The sequence below is a fragment of the Pontibacter sp. LHS2 genome (assembly GCF_058932845.1).
Genome location: NZ_JBZYWG010000001.1, coordinates 543,808 through 565,569, shown reverse-complemented (window position 1 = coordinate 565,569; position 21,762 = coordinate 543,808). Strand labels below are relative to the sequence as shown.

Annotated in this window: 17 protein-coding genes; 10 read left to right on the top strand and 7 right to left on the bottom strand. The window is 48.2% G+C overall.

Going from position 1 to position 21,762, the window contains the following annotated elements:
- Positions 1-2 precede the first annotated feature (2 nt).
- From AC5FX6_RS02440 to AC5FX6_RS02410, 7 genes are all read right to left on the bottom strand, one after another.
- The gene (locus AC5FX6_RS02440; protein WP_493595439.1) at positions 3-4,013 is read right to left on the bottom strand and encodes an Ig-like domain-containing protein; all 4,011 of its coding nucleotides are present in this window, start codon (positions 4,011-4,013) and stop codon (positions 3-5) included.
- 494 nt (positions 4,014-4,507) lie between these two features.
- Positions 4,508-5,938 (bottom strand): TolC family protein, encoded by a 1,431-nt coding sequence (locus AC5FX6_RS02435; RefSeq protein WP_493595438.1) that lies wholly within the window; start codon positions 5,936-5,938, stop codon positions 4,508-4,510.
- Positions 5,931-9,134: an efflux RND transporter permease subunit gene (locus AC5FX6_RS02430; protein ID WP_493595437.1), complete on the bottom strand. Its 3,204-nt coding sequence runs from the start codon at positions 9,132-9,134 to the stop codon at positions 5,931-5,933. Before AC5FX6_RS02430 ends, AC5FX6_RS02435 begins: the two co-directional genes overlap by 8 nt.
- A gap of 25 nt (positions 9,135-9,159) precedes the next feature.
- Complete coding sequence (locus AC5FX6_RS02425) at positions 9,160-10,248, bottom strand: efflux RND transporter periplasmic adaptor subunit (protein WP_493596634.1); 1,089 nt, start codon at positions 10,246-10,248, stop codon at positions 9,160-9,162.
- 215 nt (positions 10,249-10,463) lie between these two features.
- The gene (locus tag AC5FX6_RS02420; RefSeq protein WP_493595436.1) at positions 10,464-10,898 is read right to left on the bottom strand and encodes a hypothetical protein; all 435 of its coding nucleotides are present in this window, start codon (positions 10,896-10,898) and stop codon (positions 10,464-10,466) included.
- 42 nt (positions 10,899-10,940) lie between these two features.
- Positions 10,941-11,453 (bottom strand): DUF2243 domain-containing protein, encoded by a 513-nt coding sequence (locus tag AC5FX6_RS02415; protein ID WP_493595435.1) that lies wholly within the window; start codon positions 11,451-11,453, stop codon positions 10,941-10,943.
- A 6-nt stretch (positions 11,454-11,459) separates the two neighbouring features.
- Entirely contained in the window at positions 11,460-11,669 is a 210-nt protein-coding gene (locus tag AC5FX6_RS02410; RefSeq protein WP_493595434.1) for a hypothetical protein, read from the bottom strand.
- A gap of 200 nt (positions 11,670-11,869) precedes the next feature.
- Between AC5FX6_RS02410 and AC5FX6_RS02405 the strand changes: the two genes are divergently transcribed.
- The 10 genes from AC5FX6_RS02405 (at position 11,870) to AC5FX6_RS02360 (ending at position 21,723) form a co-directional block, all read left to right on the top strand.
- The gene (locus tag AC5FX6_RS02405) at positions 11,870-12,472 is read left to right on the top strand and encodes a class I SAM-dependent methyltransferase (RefSeq protein WP_493595433.1); all 603 of its coding nucleotides are present in this window, start codon (positions 11,870-11,872) and stop codon (positions 12,470-12,472) included.
- A 45-nt stretch (positions 12,473-12,517) separates the two neighbouring features.
- On the top strand, positions 12,518-13,360 hold the full coding sequence (locus AC5FX6_RS02400; protein ID WP_493595432.1) for a universal stress protein: 843 nt from the start codon (positions 12,518-12,520) through the stop codon (positions 13,358-13,360).
- A 64-nt stretch (positions 13,361-13,424) separates the two neighbouring features.
- A complete protein-coding gene (locus tag AC5FX6_RS02395; protein ID WP_493595431.1) occupies positions 13,425-14,834 on the top strand; it encodes a porin in 1,410 nt (469 codons plus the stop codon).
- 165 nt (positions 14,835-14,999) lie between these two features.
- Positions 15,000-16,337, top strand: coding sequence for an MBL fold metallo-hydrolase (locus tag AC5FX6_RS02390; protein WP_493595430.1), 1,338 nt, complete (start codon positions 15,000-15,002; stop codon positions 16,335-16,337).
- Positions 16,338-16,701: 364 nt separating this feature from the next.
- Positions 16,702-17,349 carry a Crp/Fnr family transcriptional regulator gene (locus tag AC5FX6_RS02385; protein ID WP_493595429.1) on the top strand — a complete coding sequence of 216 codons (648 nt, stop codon included), beginning with the start codon at positions 16,702-16,704 and terminating at the stop codon, positions 17,347-17,349.
- 407 nt (positions 17,350-17,756) lie between these two features.
- Positions 17,757-18,620: a sulfite exporter TauE/SafE family protein gene (locus AC5FX6_RS02380; RefSeq protein ID WP_493595428.1), complete on the top strand. Its 864-nt coding sequence runs from the start codon at positions 17,757-17,759 to the stop codon at positions 18,618-18,620.
- A 121-nt stretch (positions 18,621-18,741) separates the two neighbouring features.
- The gene (locus tag AC5FX6_RS02375; protein ID WP_493595427.1) at positions 18,742-20,154 is read left to right on the top strand and encodes an MBL fold metallo-hydrolase; all 1,413 of its coding nucleotides are present in this window, start codon (positions 18,742-18,744) and stop codon (positions 20,152-20,154) included.
- 157 nt (positions 20,155-20,311) lie between these two features.
- Entirely contained in the window at positions 20,312-20,641 is a 330-nt protein-coding gene (locus tag AC5FX6_RS02370; RefSeq protein WP_493595426.1) for a rhodanese-like domain-containing protein, read from the top strand.
- A 91-nt stretch (positions 20,642-20,732) separates the two neighbouring features.
- Positions 20,733-21,290 carry a YeeE/YedE family protein gene (locus AC5FX6_RS02365; protein ID WP_493595425.1) on the top strand — a complete coding sequence of 186 codons (558 nt, stop codon included), beginning with the start codon at positions 20,733-20,735 and terminating at the stop codon, positions 21,288-21,290.
- A gap of 19 nt (positions 21,291-21,309) precedes the next feature.
- Complete coding sequence (locus AC5FX6_RS02360) at positions 21,310-21,723, top strand: DUF6691 family protein (RefSeq protein WP_493595424.1); 414 nt, start codon at positions 21,310-21,312, stop codon at positions 21,721-21,723.
- Positions 21,724-21,762 lie beyond the last annotated feature (39 nt).

Below are 21,762 nucleotides of genomic sequence, written 5' to 3'. Positions count from 1 at the left end.
GCTTACTTAAGAACTGTTAATACACCTTTCTGCACGAGGTTAATATCCTTCACCTCAATGATGTAGAAATAAGAACCCTCTTTTACCTGTCCGTCCTGACTGCGCCCGTCCCATCCCTGCTCCGGGTTAGTGGTATGGAACAATCTTCTGCCAGCCCGGTCAAATACCTGGATGCTGATCTCGTCATAGAACTTGAGTTCCGGTACCGTCCAGGTATCGTTGATGCCGTCGTTGTCTGGCGAGAAAGCGTTGACCAGTTTAATCGGATTGGCCGGCTGGTATACCTCCTTGTTCAGTGTGAAGGTTTGCTCGAAGCTATTTCGGTAAGGGTCGGTTGTACGCACCCTGATCTGGAAGTTGTGGATTCCTGTAAGCCCGTTGTTTGACTTCAGGTATAGCTTGTCATCTCTGAGCTCAAAATAGGCATTGTGGTTATCTCCTTGTCCGCTTACCAAGGCATAGGTATGGGTCTCGTCATCCGGGTCGGTGGTGCTGAAGGTCAGCAGTACTTCATCCGGACCTGCATCGGGCTTAAATGACTTCTGACTGATCGCAATGGCGGTTGGTGGCTGGTTTGGCGCTACGGTCACGGTAATACTCGCCATGTGGTTGTCCTGGTTGGTGGTATTAGGCTTGAGCACCAGTTCCCCTTGCAAGGTATAAGTACCGGCTTCCATGCCATTGTAACCACTCTGCAGCCATTTCACATCCAGTTCTTCTTCTTCGCCATTGGTGTAGCGCACTTGCACCTGAGCAGGCAATGGCAAGTCATCAAAGCTTGTGCGGAATGGTACACTGATCTGTTCCAGATTATCAACAGCCACGATGTTTTTGGTAATCTTCTCAACCTCTGCCTTTGCATCAGCTCCCCTGTTACCGGCGGCATCTACCTGATAAAATGTGAGGGTCAACATCCCGTCATGCAAACCGCTTAGGTCAAGCGGCTGCACAGTGAATGAGGAAGCTGCCGTATTCGCAGTACCGGTCACATCTGTGCCTCCTTTGTCGCTGCTGATGGTATAGAAATAGGTAGCACCCTGCTCTGCTCCCTTCACACTGAATGTAACCTGCTTTTGGTTGAGATGATCTACTTTTTCGGTGCCAAAAGCCACCGCATAGCCCGACGGTGCAGTGCCGTCATACTGAATGGTCAATGTATTGGAAGCCGTATTCGGGTTGCTGGCTGCATCCTGTGTTTTGCCTGCAGTCACACGCACTGTCACCTCACCATCTGTGGCTGGTCTGATGACAGCACTGTAAACTTGATCAGCTGTTTTCCTGAACTCACTGGCTGTGCCATTTACCACAGTGATATCCGCCACATCAAAGTCTTCAACTGACTCACTGAATCTGAAATTCACTGTAAAAGCCTCATTGGTGAGAGCAGGAGCGTCTGTGCTCAGCGCCACAGTCGGTGGTGTAGCATCACTTTGTCTGGTCAGGACGTTGGAGGCTGTGTTGCCATTGCCAGCCTGATCCTCCACTTTGTTGGCGGTTAGTTGCAGACTTACTTCTCCGTCTTTTTCGGGTGTCAACACAACAGTATAAGTCATGTCGTCGGTTTTTTGCAGGTTACTTAGCTTACCGTTCGTGGTGGTAAATGAGCTAAGGGAAAGTCCGTTTACAGGCTCGCTGAAAGTAACAGTTACAGGTATAGCGGCATTGGTCAGTTGACCTGCTGTGGTAGCCAACGTGACGGTTGGTGGTGCCACATCATAAAGTCGTTTTAAGGCAGCGGATGCTTCGTTCCCATTTCCAGCTTCGTCCGTTGCTTTATCCGCCGCTACGTTAACGACAACCTCCCCGTCAGTTGAAGGCGTAATGGTCGCGGTATAGACAGCATTGCTTTCCGCTTGTACGTTTCCTACAGAGCCGTTGCTCACGCTGATGTCAGCTGCTGCGAAGCCAGTGACTGCTTCATCAAAGGTGAACTTCACGGTAAAGGGTGCTTTCACGATTTGGGGAGCGACTGTGCTGAGCGTCACTTTCGGGCGCTTCAGGTCATAAGTTATCTCCAGCTTATTCGAGGCAGTATTATTGTTTCCGGCCAAGTCAGTTACTTTAGCAGCGGCTAAACTGATGGCTGCAGTTCCCTGTCCGTTGGCAGGAGGCGTTATGGTCGCGGTATAAGTCGATTTGTCAACTTCTTTCAGATCGCTAAGCGTGGCCCCTGTCACAGTGATATCGCCGGCAGTAAGTCCGTATACCTCCTTCGTAAACTTAAACTGTAGCTGGAAAGCCTCTTTAACAGGCGCTTTCGCACTGGTACTGATCGCAACATCAGGTCGGGTTAGATCGATGACCACAGTGAAAGCACTGCTCACTTTGCTTACATTGTCCGCTATATCAGTTGCAATGGCTGTGAAGCGGTAAGTACCAGCCGGTAAGGCCGTACCTTCATAATTGAATGTCCAGTCGCCATTGTCATTGGCCTTAACTTTGCCCAACTCACCTCGTTCTGACTCACTTACCGTTACCTCTACTCCATTCTGAGCCTTTCCTGACAGTCTGATGGTGTTGTCAGAGGTCACACCATCGTTATTTACAGCTCCGCGGTCTTCAGTGACAGCGGTGAAAGTAGGCGGTGTTGGAGGCTCTGTGATAATGGTCCAGGTATGGGTCGCTGGTGTCGCGTCTTTACGGCCTGCTGCATCTACCGCCCGAACTGACAAGGTATAGCGCCCGTCCGGCTGATTACTCAAGGTATAGGTACTGCTGACAGCTTCGTAGTTTCCACCGTTCAGGCTCACTTCAAAATAAACGGGGCTCTTGTTGCTTGCAAATTCAAAGGCAGCCGTTCTGTTATTCGATATTTCGTTCGGTTTTTTGGTAATGGTGGTCTCCGGGTTATTAGAGGAAGCTGAGGCTGGTTTTAGCAGTGGGTTTAACACTTTAAACCACTGGTTAGCCATTTTCTGATAGCCAGATGGAGCCGGATGCAGCGCATCGTCCATGTCACCTCCGCGGGTTGGTACGTCGTAAATGATGCCAGCCGCTTTTTCCATGTCTACTACCAGCAAGCGGTCGCTCTTTGTTCTGATTCGATTTTCGGCCATGGCAGCCAGTTTGGTGTTGAATCGGGAGGTATATTCTACTGCGGCCGGATCATTCTCCTGTGGGATACGGTTGATGATCAGTCCTAACACTACGGTTACTTCCTTGTTCGCTCTGGCTTCATAAGCATCTACTTCGTCGAGGATCGATGCCATTTCAGAAATTGTCTGATCATCATCGCTCACTCCCCACTGCCCGCCGTTAGTGCCCAGGTGCAGCAGTACGACATCAGGGTTAAACTTGTCCAGGTAAGTGCCAGTGCCACGCGACACTAATTCGTTACCCTGGTTACGGTAGCTGCTTGTGCGCAGCAGACTCAATATATCCATGGTACGGGAACCAGAAAAACCAGCATTTTGGTCGTTTGCCAGAAAGGCACTGCCCGACCGCTCACTACCCACAAATGTAAAGCGTGCATTGGCTCCCATCAGCAGGTCATACAATTGCTTGCGGTAGGCGATGCGTTGAGCATCCGGTCGGGTATCGCTGAATTTTGTGCCGTGCGTGTTGGAGTCACCGAGCGGCATGATGTTAAAAGTTTTGTTCTGGGCGTGTGTCGTGGCGCTAACCGTACTGCTCCAGGGCGAATCTCCTGAACTATCGACAGCCTTCACCCGATAGTAATAGGTCTCGCCATACCCCAGGCCCGTGTCGCGGTAGGTATAGACTGTTTTACCACTTACGACAGGGACGGTGGCATGCGTCTGATAGCCACTGTTAGCGAGCAGTGAACGCTCCACCACATACTGAGTAGCGCCTGTTACGGCATTCCACTGCAAGGAGACAGCACCAACAAGTGAAGGCTGTGCTTTTACACCGGAAGGGGCTGCAGCGAAGTAGGAAGGAGCATTCGGGGCAGCCGTACTACTGAATCCAGAAAAGGATGCTACTAAAAAGAATGCTATTAGAAAAGTAAGTCTGGTTTGCTCTCTATAGACGAACGCGTAGATATTAGCCATATAAACTTGAAGAATCGAATTAATACACCTAGCGAGTGCAATATTATGCAGGTTCACAGGGCTAAACGGAAATTGCCCTGACAGGTTGAGTATTTTACTTGGAATATATAGGGATACTATTTCCCATTTCCCTTAAATCGCCTCTGAAACAAGGAGATACGCTCAAATAACGCATTGTTAATCTCATATTTGCCAGGTCATTCCTGACTTTGAATTGCACCTTTGGTAAAACAAAGTGCAAATTCAGTCTCTCTGTTCCCAAGCTTCTAAGGAGATACCTGTTAAATAAATGTAAAGAATGATGCATTTGTAGTTTAAACAATTGGTTTTACTCACCAATCCTCTCATTCTTCTAACTTAATTAGGTATATACGCTCTGGCTAGTTTGTAGTACAAATAAAAGAGTCCCATACTACAACTGAGTAGTATGGGACTCCCGTTTTACAATCCTGATTATACCTATTATGAGTACATCTGAAACAGCTTACAAGTGCCTAACGCCACCCGCCGCCCAACGCCCGGTAAACATTTACCCGCGCATTCAGCTGCTCTTTCTTAGTTTCGATCAGCTCAAACTTAGATTCAAGTGCCTCACGTTGTGTTAAGAGCACTTCGATGTAGTCTGCCCTTGCGGATGCGAAGAGGTCTTTTGAAATACTTACGGACTGGGTGAGCGCTTCTACCTCTTTGTACTTCAGATCATAGCTTTTATCAAGATTATCGATCTTTGATAACTGATTTGCCACTTCAATATAAGCATTCAGAATAGTGCGCTCGTAATTGAAAATAGCTTGCAGTTGCTTGGCATTGGCGCTGTAATAGCTTGCTTTGATCGCATTTCTATTGATCAGGGGAGCTGCCAGATCTCCGGCCAGCGTGTAAAGCAAGGATTCGGGTTTCAATAAAAAGCTCGGATTGAAAGCCTCATAGCCTATACCTGCCGCTATACCCACAGAAGGATAGAACATGGCTTTGGCCACCTTTACATCCAGCCTGGAAGCGGCCAACTCCAACTCAGCTTGTTTGATATCCGGGCGATTAGCCAAAAGCTGCGACGGGATACCCTTATGTATAGTTTCTGGCACCATTTGCTCGAGAGCTTTCCCGCTCCGCTGTACAGACTGCGGGTATCTGCCCACCAAAAAATTGATTCTGTTCTCAGTTTCGGTGATCTTCTGCTGAATTTCATACTGGAGCCCTTGCGTGTGGAGTAACTGTGCTTCAAACCGGCGAACAGCTAATTCAGTCACACGGGCAGCCTCTTTCTGTACTTTCACAATCTTCAGTGCATTACGCTGCAACTCAATGTTCTGCTCTACTATGGCCAGTTGACTATCGAGTGCCAGCAACTCATAATATGCATCAGCAATCTCAGCGATCAGATTTGTTACCATAAAATTTCTACCCTCTATCGAAGACAAGTACCTGAAAACAGTTGATTTTTTAGCATTGCGCAGTTTGTGCCACACGTCCACCTCCCAGGTAGCGTATGCCCCTACCAGAAAGTCTGGCAAAGGCTCCGGCATCGCTTTCTCAGGTTTTATTTCGGTTGTCGCCTCTATCGCCCCGATGTTGGTATACCTGGCCACCTTTTCAACTCCAGCGGCTCCTCTTATACCTACAGTCGGCAGGTATTCGCCTTTTCTGGCTCTGACCTCATTTCTGGAAATTTCGATTTCCTGTAAAGTAATAAGCATCTCCTGATTATGCTGCAAAGCTGTATCAATAAGGGCTGAGAGTTGTGGATCGGAGAAAAAATGTCTCCATTGGGTGCCGCTCGTGTTGGTGGTATCCTGTGAGTCGTTATAACTCACAGGTACTGCTCTGTTCTCCCTTTTCTCCAGTAGTGATGGGGTCACACAGGCTGTCAGGCTCAGTGAAAGGCAGACCACCCACAGGCAATTGTATATGATCTTCTTAAGCATTGTACGCTACCTCCTCTGTTAAAAGTTCTTTGTCTTCTATGTATCCCAGCCCTTCCGATAGAGGACTTTCATGCTCATCTTTAATCAGGTGACGGCCATCTGCCAGGTGGGCGAATATATAATAAAGCCCAGGCACGATGATGACACCGAATACAGTTCCGAACAGCATCCCTCCCAGGGCAGAAGCACTGATGGTACGGTTGCCTATGGCTCCAGCTCCAGTTGCAATAATCAGCGGAATAAGCCCGGCAATGAAAGCAAATGAGGTCATGAGGATCGGACGGAAACGCACCCGGGCCCCTTCTATGGCAGCGTCAAAAATAGAGGCCCCTTCCTGGCGTTTCTGCACGGCAAACTCCACGATGAGCACGGCATTCTTACCAAGCAGACCTATGAGCATGATAAGTCCTACCTGCGCATAGATGTTGTTTTCCAGGCCCATCAGCTGAAGCAGCAGGAAGGAGCCGAAGATACCGACTGGCAACGAAAACACTACAGCTAGCGGAATGATAAAGCTCTCGTATTGAGCCGCCAGTACAAAGTATACAAACACAACAACGATCAGGAAGACGTAGAACGCCTCGTTCCCCCTACCTGCTTCGTCGTATGAAAGTCCCTCCCAGGCTATACCATATCCCTTTGGCAAGGTCTGACTGGCTACTTCCTGCACTGCCTGAATGGCATCCCCTGTGGTATAACCCTTTGCCGGTAGCCCCTGAATCGCTGCGGAATTGTACATATTGAATCGCATCACTTCATTCGGCCCTTGCGTTTTATTAAGCTTCATGAAGGCAGAATAAGGGACCATCTCGCCGTGTTCACTGCGAACATACAGCTTGAGGACATCCGATGGAAGCCTCCTGAATTGCGGATCTGCCTGCACGTATACCTTGAAAAACTGATTGAATTTAATAAAGCCCTGCTCGTAGGTACTGCCGATCAGGATGTTGAGGTTCTCCATTGCACTTTCAATGGAAACTCCTTTCTGCATGGCCAACTTATTGTCGATTTCCAGTTCGTACTGCGGATAGTTGGCCGCGAAAAAGGTAAACAAACCTGTCAGCTCCTTTCGCTTGCTCAGTTTTTCCATGAATTCCTGGTTTATTTTATCGAACTCGTGGTAGTCGGTATCCGAATTCTTGTCTAATAAACGCATCGAAAAGCCGCCCGAAGATCCGAAACCAGGGATGGCTGGTGGCTCAAAGAACTCCACGACGGCCCCGAGGCCTTTTGACTTCTCCTCCAGCTCCTCCATGATCTCTCTCACATTATGATGGCGCTCAGACCATGGCTTCAGGTTGATGAGGCAAGTACCGGCGTTGGAGCCTCGCCCCTCGGTCATGATCTCGTAACCTGCCAGTGAGGAAACTGATTCGACCCCATCAATCTCTTCGCATATCTTTTGCAGTTTCTGAGATACCTGGTTGGTTTTTTCCAACGTAGATCCCGGCGGTGTTTGAATGATGGCGTAGATAGTGCCCTGGTCTTCGTTAGGAATAAAACCTGCCGGCAATACCTGGTTCTCATAGAAAATACCCGCTCCAAATGCCAAAAGAATACCGAAAGTAAGCCACTTCCTGTTGACGATACGTTTGAGCAAACTCACATACCTTCCTGTCAGTTTATCGAAACCTCTGTTAAAGCGATCGAGCGTCCTGGTTAGGATTGTTCGCTTTCTTTCTTTCCCGTGGTGGTTTTTTAATAGAATGGCACACAACACGGGAGTGAGTGTCAGGGCGACTAAAGCCGAAATGACTATGGAACTAGCCATCGTAATGGAAAACTGTCGGTAAAACGTCCCTACCGGACCTGACATAAAGGAGATCGGCAGAAATACCGATACCATTACAGCTGTGATGGCAATGATAGCACCGCTGATTTCCCCCAGCACTTTTTTAACAGCGCTGTAAGGCGACAGGTGTGGCTCTTCTTCCATTTTGGCGTGGACTGCCTCCACTACCACGATGGCGTCGTCCACCACTATACCGATGGCCAGAACAAGTGCGAAAAGGGTAACCAGGTTGATTGAAAGACCAAAGAACTGGATCACAAAGAATGCACCTATCAGGGACACCGGAACAGCCAGAATCGGAATCAGGGTAGAGCGCCAGTCACCCAGGAAAATAAAGACGACGATGGCAACCAGAATAAAGGCATCGCGCAAGGTATGGACAACTTGTTCTATGGATGCATCCAGGAACTGGGATACGTCATAGCTGATCTTATAATCCATTCCCGGAGGAAAGAACGGACGCATTTCCTCCAGCTGTGCCTTCACATCTGCGATGACATCACTGGCGTTGCTCCCGTAGTTTTGCTTCAGCACAATCGCAGCCGACGGATGGCCGTCCAGGTTAGAGTAAATGTCGAAGAACTCGCTTCCTAACTCGACCGTGGCGATATCCCTGAGGTGGATGCTCTCCCCTTCGGAGTTGGCCCGGATAATGACGCCTTCATATTCTTCTGGTTTGTTATACCTGCCCTTGTAAGTGAGCACGTACTCCAGCGATTGAGCAGCTATACCGGAACTCTGGCCAAGCCTGCCCGGTCGGCCAATGATACTCTGCTCCCCTAACGCTTTCATTACCTCCTCTACCGAAATATTGTAGGCCCGCATGCGGTCCGGGTTTAGCCAGATACGCATGGCATACCTGCGGCTACCTAGAATCTGCGCCCGGGCTACCCCTTTGATCCGCTGAATCTCTGGGATCATCTTCACGGTAGCGTAATTGAACAGGAACTTCTCATCCATGCTCTCATGCTTGGAATACAGGTTGACGTACATCAACATGCTGGGCTGAACCGGTGTGATAACCACACCTTCGCGTTGCACCAGTTCTGGCAAGAGCGGCATTACCTGGTCCACCCTCGTTTTCACACGAACAACCGCATCATTGGGATCTGTGCCGGGCTCAAAAATGATTCTAAGCGTTGCCTCTCCTGCGCTGGTGGCATCAGAAGCTATGTACCGCATCCCTTCCACACCATTAATGGCCTGTTCGAGGGTAATGAGGGTTGAATTAACCAGTACATCCGCACTGGCCCCCGGATAAGCTATAAAAATGTTTACAGTCGTAGGGGCAATATCCGGGAATTGTGAAATGGGCAGCTTCTTGATAGCCAACGTACCCACAAAAACTATCATGACCGAGATGACAATGGCAAATACCGGTCTGTGTATGAATTTACTAAACATGGTCTGTGCTTTTAAGGAAGCCTGATTATTCTGCATATAAGTCTAAGTGCGCTATGACAGCACCAGGCTCCAGGAATTGGTAGTTAATTTTCTGGTTTTCGCGTACCAGCCGAAGGCCTTCCAGCAATATCTTATCATGCTCAGCCAGCCCTCTCAGCACGACATAAATGTGCGGCATTTCAGCGCCTATGGTAATTTCACGCGACTGAATAACATTGTCTTCGTCCACTACATAGACATACTTCTTGTCAAGCACCTCGAAAGTGGCCTTCTGAGGTATAAGCAATACATTTTTGAGAGGCATACCCATACGGATATTACCAGTTTCACCGTGCCTTAACAGCCCATCTGGGTTCGGGAATGTTGCTCTGAAAGCGATATTGCCCGTTTCATGGTTAAAATCGGCCTGAATGGACTCTACCACACCCGGGTAATCGAATAGCTTGTTGTTAGCCATCAACAAACTCACTTTTGCTGTTTTGTCTCCTTTTGACCTGGTTTTGTAATCGAGGTATTCGGCTTCCGGCACGTTGTAGTAGACCCACATTTTGCTGTTGTCCGAGAGGGTAGACAAGAGCTCCCCTTCTTCGACCAAGCTGCCCTGTCTGATATGAAAACGGTCGATAAAGCCATCGAAAGGAGCTCTGATCTCTGTAAACTCCAGATGAACGCGGGCCAGGGACACTTCTGCTTTCGCCTTGTCCCATTTGGCTTTAGCCATTGCCAGCTCATTGGGTGACACAATATTACCGTCGGTCAGCTTCTTGGTATTCTCGAACTCGATCCGGGCAAAATTAGCCTCTGCCTGTGCTTTTTGAAGTTCTGCTTCATACAACTTAGGCATGATCTGAAACAGCAACTGTCCCTCTTTGACGAACTGACCTTCGTCTACAAAAATTTTCTGCAGGTAGCCCTTCTCCTGGGCTCTCAGTTCAATATGTCGAATGGCGTGTATCTGGCTCACATAGTCTTCTGTGATGGTTGTATCCATGTTCATGGGGCTAGTGACCAGAAGCTTGACATCGTGTTCCTCTATTTCTTCTCCTTTAGATGAGCTGCAGCTTGATTGACACAATAAGGCACACGCTCCCATAAGCATGAGAAAGCTCTTCATGATCTTCATGATGATTTTGATTAAGTGGATGAAGTGTTGTGATTGTAATAACTAAAGGCGTGTATGAGAAAAATACACGTGCGCGACCCTATAGCTTTGACTATGGTCACATTATGCTTAATAAATTTAAAATAAATATTATTGCTCTACAGACCAGGAAGCGGCGTAGAGTGGTAGCTGCGCGGAAGCATGGCAGCTTAAGGGAAAAGAGGGTACTATAGTAAGAAAGAGTCTTTGAGCAGGTATAAAGCGGGGAACCTGCCCTTGATTGCGGCGCCATAATGCACCAGAAAATGCTTGTTGACAAGCTCAAAATCAGGTGCGAAAGCATAAAACAGACCTGTGACGCTTACAGGCAGCAAAGCAAAATGGGGTGTTTCCTCCTCCTCAGTTTCTTTGTTTACCTGGAAAGCCTGTAGATCAAAAGAAGTTTTCTTAAGAATATGCTGCCGTGAATGCTCTGGTAGGGCATCCGTAGACACAGTTGATTTTGAAAGCACTGTTGCCGCAATAGCATATCCCCCTGCCAGATTGAAGCAGGTAAGGCAGATCAGCAAAAGCAACAGGATTCGTTTCACAGTAAGTAAATCAAACTCAAAATCACTCGCAAATGTAAAGGATTTGTTCAGATCAATTACAAGCTGCTTCAATAAATTTAATACAAATATTTCGGGCTCCCATTAAGTTTTTTATTACTTATGATGCTGAGCTGATTCTTTTCTCCCCCGTTGCACCTGAGACCACCCTATTAGTAGCAGGACCACAGATACCCCCAGAAAACCGAAGTTCCAGGCCGACTGACTATCGCTGATCTCACGCACGTTGTGCAGTACCAGAATATGGTGGTCGATGATGCCTTCCACGATGTTGAACAGGCCAAATCCGAACAGCAAGCTACCCCCGAAAATACGGTTAGAAAGTACCGCATTGCGCTCGTAAGCCACACGCCAGAGCAAGTAGATACCCAGCGCCGTTGTGAGCCAGGTGAAAGCGTGGAAGATGCCGTCCCAGAACATGTTAGTTTCTTTGTTCAGCAAGGTGTCAGGCGGCAATTTGGCTGAGATCATCTGGTGCCATTGGAGAATCTGATGCAACACGATACCATCCACAAACCCGCCCATACCTATACCAATCAGTGTAGCCGCCGCTATCAGCGGACCAGTTCGAACGGGCTTTACCTCTTCAATGGGAATTTGACTTTTCATAGCGGCTCATTTGAGTTTGTGAAGACGGTATACTGCTACGCCAATGAACAGGAAAGGCAGTAGCATGTAAAAGAAAAGTTTCAGAAAGCTTTCATTGAAAATAGCCGCCTGCAGTGGGCGGTTACAAGTCGTGCAGGCCATTGCTGGAAGGCTGAACACCAGGATCAAGATAAACAGTAGCGCCAAGCGAGGCAGTATGCTAGAGCGTTTCAGCATGCGTTATACCTGTTTAATGTCACATCAATTAGCTGCACCCATATACCTGTCTTAAAGCTACTTAGTTTCTTTAAAAGCCATTCCTTGTCTCGCAATTGTAGTGGCAGTACCATCTTTTCAAAATTGAGGGCTTGTGTAACCATAGTCACTGAACTTCGCCTTGCCTTTGAAGACCTTTGTACTGTCACCTAAAAAGAAGCATGATGCAGCAATTCTGGAACGAGCGTTACAGCCAGCAAGAAATGGTCTATGGTAATACACCGAATGTATTTCTGAGAGAACACCTTCGGGCCCTGACTCCGGGCAAGATCTTATTCCCAGCCGAGGGAGAAGGTCGTAATGCCGTGTATGCCGCCAGGCAAGGTTGGGATGTGCAGGCCTTCGATTACAGTGAGGCCGGACAGGCGAAAGCATTGGCATTGGCAGCTCAACAGCGTGTCAGCCTTGACTACCGTTTGGCAGATGCCGGAAGCTTTACCACTGAACCAGAAAGTTTAGATGCCGTGGTGCTGATTTACGCGCACCTACCTGCTTCTTCGCGCCAAAGCCTGCACCGCCAGGTACAACACTGGCTCAAGCCAGGTGGCGTGGTCCTGCTAGAGGCCTTTCATCCGAGGCAGCTGGACCATACATCCGGAGGTCCCAAAGATGAAAAGATGCTGTATACGGCCGACATGCTACAGCAAGACTTTGCCGGTATGAACATCACCCTATTGGAGGAAAAAGAAATCGAACTCAGCGAAGGAGCCTATCATATCGGACCTGCCTTCGTAACGCGGCTAGTTGCCATCAAAACGAAATAGATACATCCTAAAACAGTTAAAAAAGCGATAATCAAGCAACAGACAATGGAAAAGAAACTCAACATCATGGTACCCGTGGACTTCACACCGGTTTCGTATAAAGCGCTGCAATTTCTGAATTTGATCACAGAGAAAGCATCTGTCAACCTCCACCTGGTACATGTGATTCAGGTGAACGCCGCTGAATGGGCCGGTACGACAGACTCCTCTGAAAATGTAGACAGAACTAAGCTGCATGCACAGGAGCAGCAAGCGAACCAGCAATTCGATGAGCTGAGGAGACAGGCTACCATAGATTTCTCCAGCGCAGTGGTATACGGTGGCCTTACGACCAGCCTGACCAGGTATGCCGAGCAGCAGCAGATTGACCTGATCATTATGGGCACGGAGGGGGCCGATGGCTGGTTCGAACGTCTTTCTGGTTCTGAGGCGCAGCATGTGGTGCGCCATACGCACATACCTGTCATCACCATCCAGAAAGACGCCTCTATCACGCCAATCCAGAACATCTTGTGGGTAGCAGATTTTGCTGCCGAAAAACAGCCTGAACAGTCGGTTAATACCATCAATATTTTGCAACAGCTTTTTGGTGCTCAACTGCATCTGCTCCAAATTATCGAGAAAGATGACGAGCCGAAGCTGGACTCTATCAGAGCAGATATGCAGCGCTTTGCTGAGGAACTGCAACTGCAGAACTACGAGCTGCATTTTAAGAGCGATGATAAAGTGCCAGCCGGTGTGCGCAACTTCAACCAAGAGTCAGAAATGGACCTGGTGCTGATCGGCACACACGGTCGCAAAGGTTTCAGCCATATTTTCTACGGCAGCATCGCCGAAACGCTTGTAAACCACTGCATACGTCCGCTGCTTACTTATCACCTAAACTAATATCATTATTCACATACCAAAACCGGAGCAGCTATACCTGTTCCGGTCATTGCTATACCTACCCATGCTAAAAAATTTTGCGCTGTTCGCTACCATACTGATAATCTCTGGCTGGGGCACAGCTACTGCACAGGAGCACACAAGCGGACATGCACCACACAGCTCCACTATCGAAAGCGATACCATACAAATCCGAAGTGCGAAGGACCTCTTCAGCAAAGGTGAAGTACAAGGCCACGTGCGCAACTACTTTATGGCCACGTTCAATCACGGTTCGCTGTCAGATAATTACGCCAACGCTATTGGGGCTGAAATCGGATATAAAACAGCTCCTTTGCATGGTTTCCGTTTTGGCTTTGCCGGTCTGTTTACCTATAACCTGTTCTCCTCTAATCTGGGTGAGCGGGACTTCATTGCTGAAAAGCATCCTAAACTGGAAATGGAGCTCTTTGACATGGAGAATCCCCACAACAAGGCTGATCTGGACCGCCTCGACGAGCTATACCTGGAGTATAACTCTGCCAGGCTTCGGGCGAAAGTGGGTCGCTTCAGTTTTGCCTCCCCCCTGATGAATCCGCAGGACACGCGCATGAAGCCCTACTCGTTTCAGGGTATAAAAGTGCAAGTGCCCCTGCAGGATAAAGGACTACTCACTTTGGCTTGGTTTGACCATTTCTCTCCTAGAAGTACCGTGGAGTGGTTTAAGGCAGGCGAGACGATCGGAATTTTCTCACCGGGGGTAGACGAATGGGGTAACTCCTCAGCCTACCCGCACCTTACACAAACCAAAGGCGTGGCCGTAACTGGCCTTCAGCTAAACCCTGACAAACGCCTTCAGGCCGAAGCCTGGAACTATTGGATTGAAAACGTATCAAACAACAGCTATGGCAGAGCGGTCATACAAGTAGCACCAGATGTAAAGGCAGGTGTAGAAGGTTTGTACCAATTTCAAATCGGAAACGGCGGCAACTCTGAAAGTACATTGGTATACTTCCCCGATCAGAAGCAATGGCTTGCTGGCGGTATGCTGGCCTATGAACCTAAAAACCTGCACATATCGCTTAACTACCTGCATATTGACGGGGATGGGCGATTTCTGTTTCCGCGGGAATGGGGACGTGAGCAGTTTTTTGCGACAATCTCCAGAGGCCGTTTAGAAGGTGTAGGCAAGTCAGATCTGCTAGTGGCTAAGGCTCGAAAAAAATGGTCAGGCAATTTCTCTTCAGAGCTAGCGCTTGCTAAATCTTGGCTACCGACACCAAATGATTACCGTTATAACAAGTACGGCGCCATGTCCTACTGGGGCTGGGTCGCGGACCTGAACTATTCCCCTTCCAAACCGGTGTTGGACGGGCTCAATTTCCGCTTGCTTTATGTTGGCAGAGTCTCTCCAAATATGGACATTCCACTGAAAGACATGTATTACAACACCAACTTTCACAATATCAATATTATCACGCAGCTGACCTTTTAGGCATTTTTGCAATAGTAAAAAACCAATTCAAAATGCAAAATCGTAAACCCCTCTATGTGACTTACATCACTGTGTGGGCTTTCTTCATACCGTATCTTTGTATCATAAGTCGGGAAACTCTCTGGAGCACTTCCTCAGAATTATAAAAAATAAAACCCAATACCCATGAAAATAGAACAGTTCGAAGACAAAGGCTTAGCACATTACGCTTATGCCATACTGAGTGAAAAAACAGGCGAAGTAGTGTTAGTGGATCCGGCACGTGACCCGCAACCCTACTATGACTTCGCAGAGCAAAACAACGCCAAAATTGTGGGCGTAATTGAGACGCACCCACACGCTGACTTTGTGAGCTCACACCTGGAAATACACAAGAAGACAGGCGCTACTATTTATGCACACAGCCTCGTGGGTGCCGACTATCCGCACAAAACGTTTGACGAGGGTGCTGTGCTTGAAATTGGTGATGTGAAACTGAAGTCCATCCACACCCCGGGCCACTCACCAGACGGCATCAGCATTGTGCTGGAGCATGAAGGCAAAGACAAAGCCGTTTTTACAGGCGATACACTGTTCATCGGTGACGTAGGCCGTCCGGATTTGCGGGAGAGTGCCGGTAATATCACAGCCAAACGCGAAGAACTGGCACGCCAGATGTACCAGAGCACCCGCGAAAAGCTGATGAAGCTGGATGAGGACGTACTGGTATATCCTGCGCACGGTGCGGGTACGCTTTGCGGTAAAGGTCTGAGTGAAGCCAATAGCAGCACGATTGGCGCTGAAAAAATGAGCAATTACGCCCTGCAGGAAATGACCGAAGACCAATTCGTGAAAATCCTGACCGAAGACCAGCCCTTTATACCGAAATACTTTGGTTACGACGTGGGACTGAACAAGCAAGGCGCTCCTTCCTATCAACCAAGTCTGGACGGCGTGAAGAGGTTGGATAAAAACTACAAGCCAAGCAAAGGTGCTGTAATTGTCGATGGCCGCAGCGAAAAGGTGTTTAAGAAAGGGCATTTAGAAGGCGCTATCAACATCCAGAATGGTGGCAAGTTTGAAACGTGGTTGGGCAGTATTGTTGGTCCAGAGGAGCGCTACTATCTGATCGCTGAAACAGAAGACGAGCTGAACGATTTGATTCGCAAGGCATCAAAAATAGGATACGAACTACTGATTGAAGGTGCTTTTGTGCAGACAGAGGCAGCCGAGGAGAAATCCCCTGAAATCGATTTGGATGCGTTCAAAGAGAATCAAAACGAGTACACCATTGTGGACATCCGTAACGCATCCGAGGTGAAGGGCGGCAAATTTTTCGACAAGGCCATCAACATACCGCTTCCAGAGCTGCGTGAGCGAGCCAAGGAGATCCCTTCAGGCAAGCCGATCGTGGTACACTGTGCCGGTGGTTACCGTTCTGCTGCCGGTAGCAGCATTGTGGAGGCCGCCTTGCCTGATACCAAAGTGCTTGACTTAAGCGAAGCTGTAAACGACTTTAAATAAGCCGTCTATTGATTTAATCATTCCCAGTGCAGGCACTTTTAGTGTCTGCACTGGTTTTTTTGCTTATTTGCGTATACAATTACACAACTTGCTCTACTCAGAAGGTAGGGCCGTTTCACTCTTTATTTTTTGTCATCCTGAAAGGATCTTGGTAAAGAGGGCCCCTACCCCCGCCAGTAGTATAGGCTTAAACTCCCGGGGGTAGGGGCCCTCTTTCTCATCCAAGTTTCTTAGCAGAATGACACAAGATTTTGAAGTTGTTTTCCTGGAATGAAATGGACCCAAACTGAAAGGGGGTTTTAACCTCCAAGATGGGCAGGAGTTTATACAAAAACAATCCGACCTTAATCAACATACACATCGCATGGAAATACCGCAGAAAGAAAATATCCTCAAAAGATTCCCGCAGTTTGAACCATCCCTCCTCGATGATATACTCGCACACAGCACCATCCGCGAAGTGGAGGAAGGCGAGGAAGTGATGCGCACCGGCCAATACATTCGCTCAACGGTATTGCTTTTGAGCGGACTTCTCAAGGTATACCGCGAAGATGACGAAGGCAACGAGTTTCTGATGTACTACCTTGAGCCGGGCAATGCCTGCGCCATGTCTATGATGTGCACCGCCCGTGACGAACAGAGTCAGATCATGGCCAAAGCTGTTACAGAGGCAGAAGTTATCCTGATCCCTTCGCACCTTTCTGAGCAATGGCTGGCCAAGTATAAGAGCTGGCACAACTTCGTGATCGCCTCCTACCGCCAGCGCTTCGAGGAACTGCTACAAACGCTTGACAGCATCGCGTTTAAAGGACTCGACGAGCGCCTTTTATTTTACCTCAAGCGCCATGTAAAAGTAAGCGGCAAAGAGATCCGCCTATCCCACCAGCAAATCGCCCTCGAACTCAACAGTTCCCGCGAAGTCATTTCCCGCCTCCTCAAAAAACTCGAGCAAACCGGCGCCATCACCCTACACAGAAATTACATTGAAGTACACGATTTGGAGGTAGTTTAGTCTGTAGGGACAGGTCGCGACCTGTCCGAATCGTGCACAGAAATTCCATCTTGGGAAGTAGGACTGTTTCATCCCAGGAAAACGAGCTCAGACATTAGCGTCATTCTGTAAAGAAACTTGGTCAAATAGAGGGCCCCTACCCCCGGGAGATTCAGCTCAAACAAAATGCTACCAAGATCCTTTCAGGATGACAAAAGAAAATGGTTGATACGGTCTTTCTATTGAGAGAAGCTAGGGTTGGCTATTCATGCGCGGACAGGTCACGATCTGTCCGTACGAATCTTACCTCTCAAACTCTTAAATTCCCAAACTCCTCAACTCTTATACTCCTCTGTGATACTAGTCACTGAACATCCTTTATAGTTGCTATACCTTTGTGTCAGATTACAAAACAAACGACATAATCAATGGAAATACTAGGTTATATAGCGGCCCTTTTGATTGGGCTTTCTCTTGGACTTATCGGTGGCGGAGGTTCTATTCTGACGGTGCCAGTGTTGGTGTACCTGATCGGACTAAGTCCAGTTATCTCTACCGCTTACTCACTCTTTATCGTGGGGCTTACCAGTCTGGTGGGCTCTTACAAGTTCTATAAAAATGGGCTGGTCAGCATGAAGACCGCCATCGTATTTGGCTTGCCTTCTATCGTGGCGGTATACCTGACACGCCGCTACCTGGTGCCGGCCATACCAGATGAAATCTTCTCGGTAGGTGACTTTATGGTGACGAAAGGAATCATGCTTATGTTGCTTTTCGCCGGGCTGATGGTGTTCGCTTCAGTCAGCATGATCAAAAAAAAGAAAGCACCTATTACAGCACCCTCTGACCCCGTGGATACGGTAGATGAGAACATTGACACAGAAATTGACGTGGAAGGCAACGGCTCGACGCATCCGGAACCTAAATTCAACTATGCCGGTATTCTGGCCGAAGGTTTGGTAGTAGGTACACTCACTGGATTAGTCGGCGCTGGCGGTGGTTTTTTGATTATACCTGCGCTGGTTCTCTTCAGTAAACTCGACATGAAAATGGCGGTAGGCACCTCTTTGCTGATCATTGCAGCCAAATCACTTTTTGGTTTTATCGGTGACGTGTTTAACTACGAAATCGACTGGATGTTCCTGGGTATTTTCTCGACCATCTCCATTGTTGGTATCTTCATCGGCACCGCACTTTCCGCTAAAATCCATGCCGACAAACTCAAAACCGCTTTTGGTTGGTTCGTCCTGGTAATGGGTCTGTATATCATCGGAAAAGAGCTTTTCTTCTAAAAAAAACCGATTGCGTGACCTAAGTCACTGTTTCGCGCTAATTATATGATGATATTTGTATTGTCATCAGATAAACAGGTGACGTCTTCAAAGAAAATAAAAGATTAAAAACCCTATACCCATGAAAGTAGAACAGATCTATACTGGTTGCCTGGCACAAGGCGCTTACTACATCGAAAGCAACGGTGAAGTAGCTATCGTTGACCCGCTTCGCGAGATCAAGCCATACCTGGAGAAAGCTGAAAAAGCCAACGCCAAAATCAAGTATGTACTGGAGACGCACTTCCATGCCGACTTTGTTTCTGGCCACGTTGATCTGGCAAAGGCGACCGGCGCACAGATTGTTTTCGGACCCAATGCGCAACCTACTTTTGAAGCTCACATTGCAACCGATGGAGAAAAATTAAAACTGGGCAACGTAACCATCAAGGTGCTGCACACACCGGGTCATACGATGGAGTCTACTACCTACCTGCTGCTAGACGAGAATGGGAAAGAGCATGCGATCTTCTCCGGCGACACACTCTTCATCGGCGACGTAGGACGTCCTGATTTGGCTGTGAAGTCTGACCTGACAGAAGCGCAACTTGCCGCTCACCTGTATGACTCGCTGCGTAACAAGATCATGACCTTGCCGGATGACGTGATCGTGTTCCCTGCACACGGTGCCGGTTCTGCCTGTGGCAAAAACATGAGCAAGGAAACCACTGACCTGCTCGGTAATCAGAAAAAGGTAAACTATGCCCTGCGTGCCGACATGACTAAAGAAGAGTTTGTAAAAGAAGTAACTGACGGCTTGCTACCACCTCCTGGCTACTTCCCGATGAACGTGAAGATGAACAAGGAAGGCTATGCCAACATTACCGATGTACTAACACAAGGCCAGCAGCCGCTATCACCGGAGGCTTTTGAAGCGGCTGTGAACGAAACAGGTGCTCTGGTACTGGATACCCGCAAGCCTGAAACTTTTGCAGCCGGCTTTATCCCAAACTCGATCAACATTGGTATCGACGGCAACTTTGCTCCTTGGGTAGGTGCTCTGATTCCGGATGTTCAGCAGCCGATTCTGTTCATTGCCGCCAAAGGTCGTGAAGAAGAAGTAGTGACAAGACTGGCCCGTGTAGGTTACGATAACACGCTTGGATACTTGCAAGGTGGCTTCGAGGCCTGGCAAGCGGCTGGCAAAGAAGTAGACTCGATCAAGTCTATATCAGCAGCTGCATTTGAAGCAGATTATGCCAAAAACAACAGTATTAAAGTAGTAGATGTACGCAAGCCAGGCGAATACCAGGCCGAGCACGTAGCAACCGCCCAGCATGCGCCCCTGGACTATTTGAACGACCACCTGGCAGAGCTGCCGAAAGTGGAAGACATGTACATTCACTGTGCTGGCGGTTACCGCTCCATGATCGCAGCCTCTATCCTAAAGGCAAGAGGTTTTGACAATGTCGTGAATGTGGAAGGGGGCTTCAAGGCTATCGCCGAGACAAACGTTCCGAGAACTGCCTATGTTTGCCCCTCAACTTTAAAGTAATATAGTTTAGTGTTTTGATTAGGGAAACGGGGACGGTATAAACTGGCCCCGTTTTCTTTTAAACCAAGCTGCGTGACCAAAGTCACTGAACCTGATTTGCATTACCTGTACCTTTGAATTGTAAATATTAAATCACTGACAACAAGACATAAAAGCCATGTTCAATATCTTCAAATCCGCTCCTAAGAATTACGAAAATCTGGACGGAAAAGCATTCAAAACTAAATTCCAGAGTGATCCTAAAGCAGAACTGCTGGATGTGAGAACAGCCGGTGAATTTGCATCTGGCACTATCAAAGGCGCTAAGAACCTGGACGTGACTACTGGTCAGTTCCAGAACGCACTGGGCTCACTCGACAAAGACAAAGAATACTTCGTGTTTTGCCGCAGTGGCAACCGCAGTGGTTCTGCCTGCGACTTGATGAGCGCCCAAGGCTTCAAGTGCTACAACCTCGCGGGAGGTATAGGTGCCTGGCCAAATAACTAAACAAAAAACTAGCAGATTCGGAAGGGGCATGCGACCTCGTCCCTTCCCTGCTTATCTCTCTTCATCACTAAATATTATATAGATTAAAAATATGTTAGAGCTTTTAAGACAACCATGGCCATGGTATACCTCGGGTATCGTGATCGCTTTCATCATGGTGTTGCTGTTGTTTTTCGGCAAGTCGTTTGGTTTCTCTTCTAACCTGCGCACCATTTGCTCGGCCTGCGGTGCTGGCAAAACGGTTAAGTTTTTTGATTTCGATTGGCGTTCGCAAAGTTGGAACCTATTGTTTCTGGTAGGGGCCGTGATCGGTGGGTTTATTTCAGCTGAATTTCTCTCCAACGGGGAAGCCGTTCAGATCTCACAGGCTACGATCCAAGACCTGCAGCAACTGGGTATTTCATCGCCGGAGGGCATGCAACCACAGGAGATTTTCGGACTTAGTGCCGCATTTACCCTTAAAGGATTCCTGATCCTGCTGCTGGGCGGCTTTGCCATCGGTTTTGGCGCACGCTACGCCGGGGGCTGTACTTCAGGGCACGCCATCAGTGGTATTTCCAACTTGCAGCTTCCTTCACTGATCGCCGTAATTGGTTTCTTCATCGGTGGCCTGATCACAACCTTCGTGTTGCTGCCGCTCATTTTCTAAAGCTTAAAAATACAGACTCGTGAAAGGTATAAAATTTATAATAGCCGGCATTTTGTTCGGCATCGTGATGAGTAAGTCGGAGGCGATCTCATGGTTCCGCATTCAGGAGATGTTCCGCTTCCAGGATTTCCATATGTATGGCATCATCGGTACGGCTGTCGTGCTGGGTACTATTGCCACATTCCTGATCAAGAAATTCAAACTGCGTGACTTCCAGGGCAACCCTATTGTGTTCACCCCCAAGGAAATGTCGATTCCGCGTTACATCATCGGCGGTACCATTTTCGGCTTTGGTTGGGCGCTGACAGGTGCCTGCCCTGGTCCGATGTTCGTAAACATTGGTTATAGTTACTGGGCAATCTTCATCGCCATAGCTGGAGCGCTGTCAGGTACTTACCTGTATGGTGCTATCAAAGACAGATTGCCGCATTAAAAATGAAATTAGCTGAGTGTTGAGTACATGCATGAAAGC

Excerpts from the sequence above, each read along its gene's own strand:
- AC5FX6_RS02440 (WP_493595439.1), bottom strand. The coding sequence starts at position 4,013 with ATGGCTAATATCTACGCGTTCGTCTATAGAGAGCAAACCAGACTTACT.
- AC5FX6_RS02435 (WP_493595438.1), bottom strand. The coding sequence starts at position 5,938 with ATGCTTAAGAAGATCATATACAATTGCCTGTGGGTGGTCTGCCTTTCA.
- AC5FX6_RS02430 (WP_493595437.1), bottom strand. The coding sequence starts at position 9,134 with ATGTTTAGTAAATTCATACACAGACCGGTATTTGCCATTGTCATCTCG.
- AC5FX6_RS02425 (WP_493596634.1), bottom strand. The coding sequence starts at position 10,248 with ATGAAGAGCTTTCTCATGCTTATGGGAGCGTGTGCCTTATTGTGTCAA.
- AC5FX6_RS02415 (WP_493595435.1), bottom strand. The coding sequence starts at position 11,453 with ATGAAAAGTCAAATTCCCATTGAAGAGGTAAAGCCCGTTCGAACTGGT.
- AC5FX6_RS02410 (WP_493595434.1), bottom strand. The coding sequence starts at position 11,669 with ATGCTGAAACGCTCTAGCATACTGCCTCGCTTGGCGCTACTGTTTATC.
- AC5FX6_RS02405 (WP_493595433.1), top strand. The coding sequence starts at position 11,870 with ATGATGCAGCAATTCTGGAACGAGCGTTACAGCCAGCAAGAAATGGTC.
- AC5FX6_RS02400 (WP_493595432.1), top strand. The coding sequence starts at position 12,518 with ATGGAAAAGAAACTCAACATCATGGTACCCGTGGACTTCACACCGGTT.
- AC5FX6_RS02395 (WP_493595431.1), top strand. The coding sequence starts at position 13,425 with ATGCTAAAAAATTTTGCGCTGTTCGCTACCATACTGATAATCTCTGGC.
- AC5FX6_RS02390 (WP_493595430.1), top strand. The coding sequence starts at position 15,000 with ATGAAAATAGAACAGTTCGAAGACAAAGGCTTAGCACATTACGCTTAT.
- AC5FX6_RS02385 (WP_493595429.1), top strand. The coding sequence starts at position 16,702 with ATGGAAATACCGCAGAAAGAAAATATCCTCAAAAGATTCCCGCAGTTT.
- AC5FX6_RS02380 (WP_493595428.1), top strand. The coding sequence starts at position 17,757 with ATGGAAATACTAGGTTATATAGCGGCCCTTTTGATTGGGCTTTCTCTT.
- AC5FX6_RS02375 (WP_493595427.1), top strand. The coding sequence starts at position 18,742 with ATGAAAGTAGAACAGATCTATACTGGTTGCCTGGCACAAGGCGCTTAC.
- AC5FX6_RS02370 (WP_493595426.1), top strand. The coding sequence starts at position 20,312 with ATGTTCAATATCTTCAAATCCGCTCCTAAGAATTACGAAAATCTGGAC.
- AC5FX6_RS02365 (WP_493595425.1), top strand. The coding sequence starts at position 20,733 with ATGTTAGAGCTTTTAAGACAACCATGGCCATGGTATACCTCGGGTATC.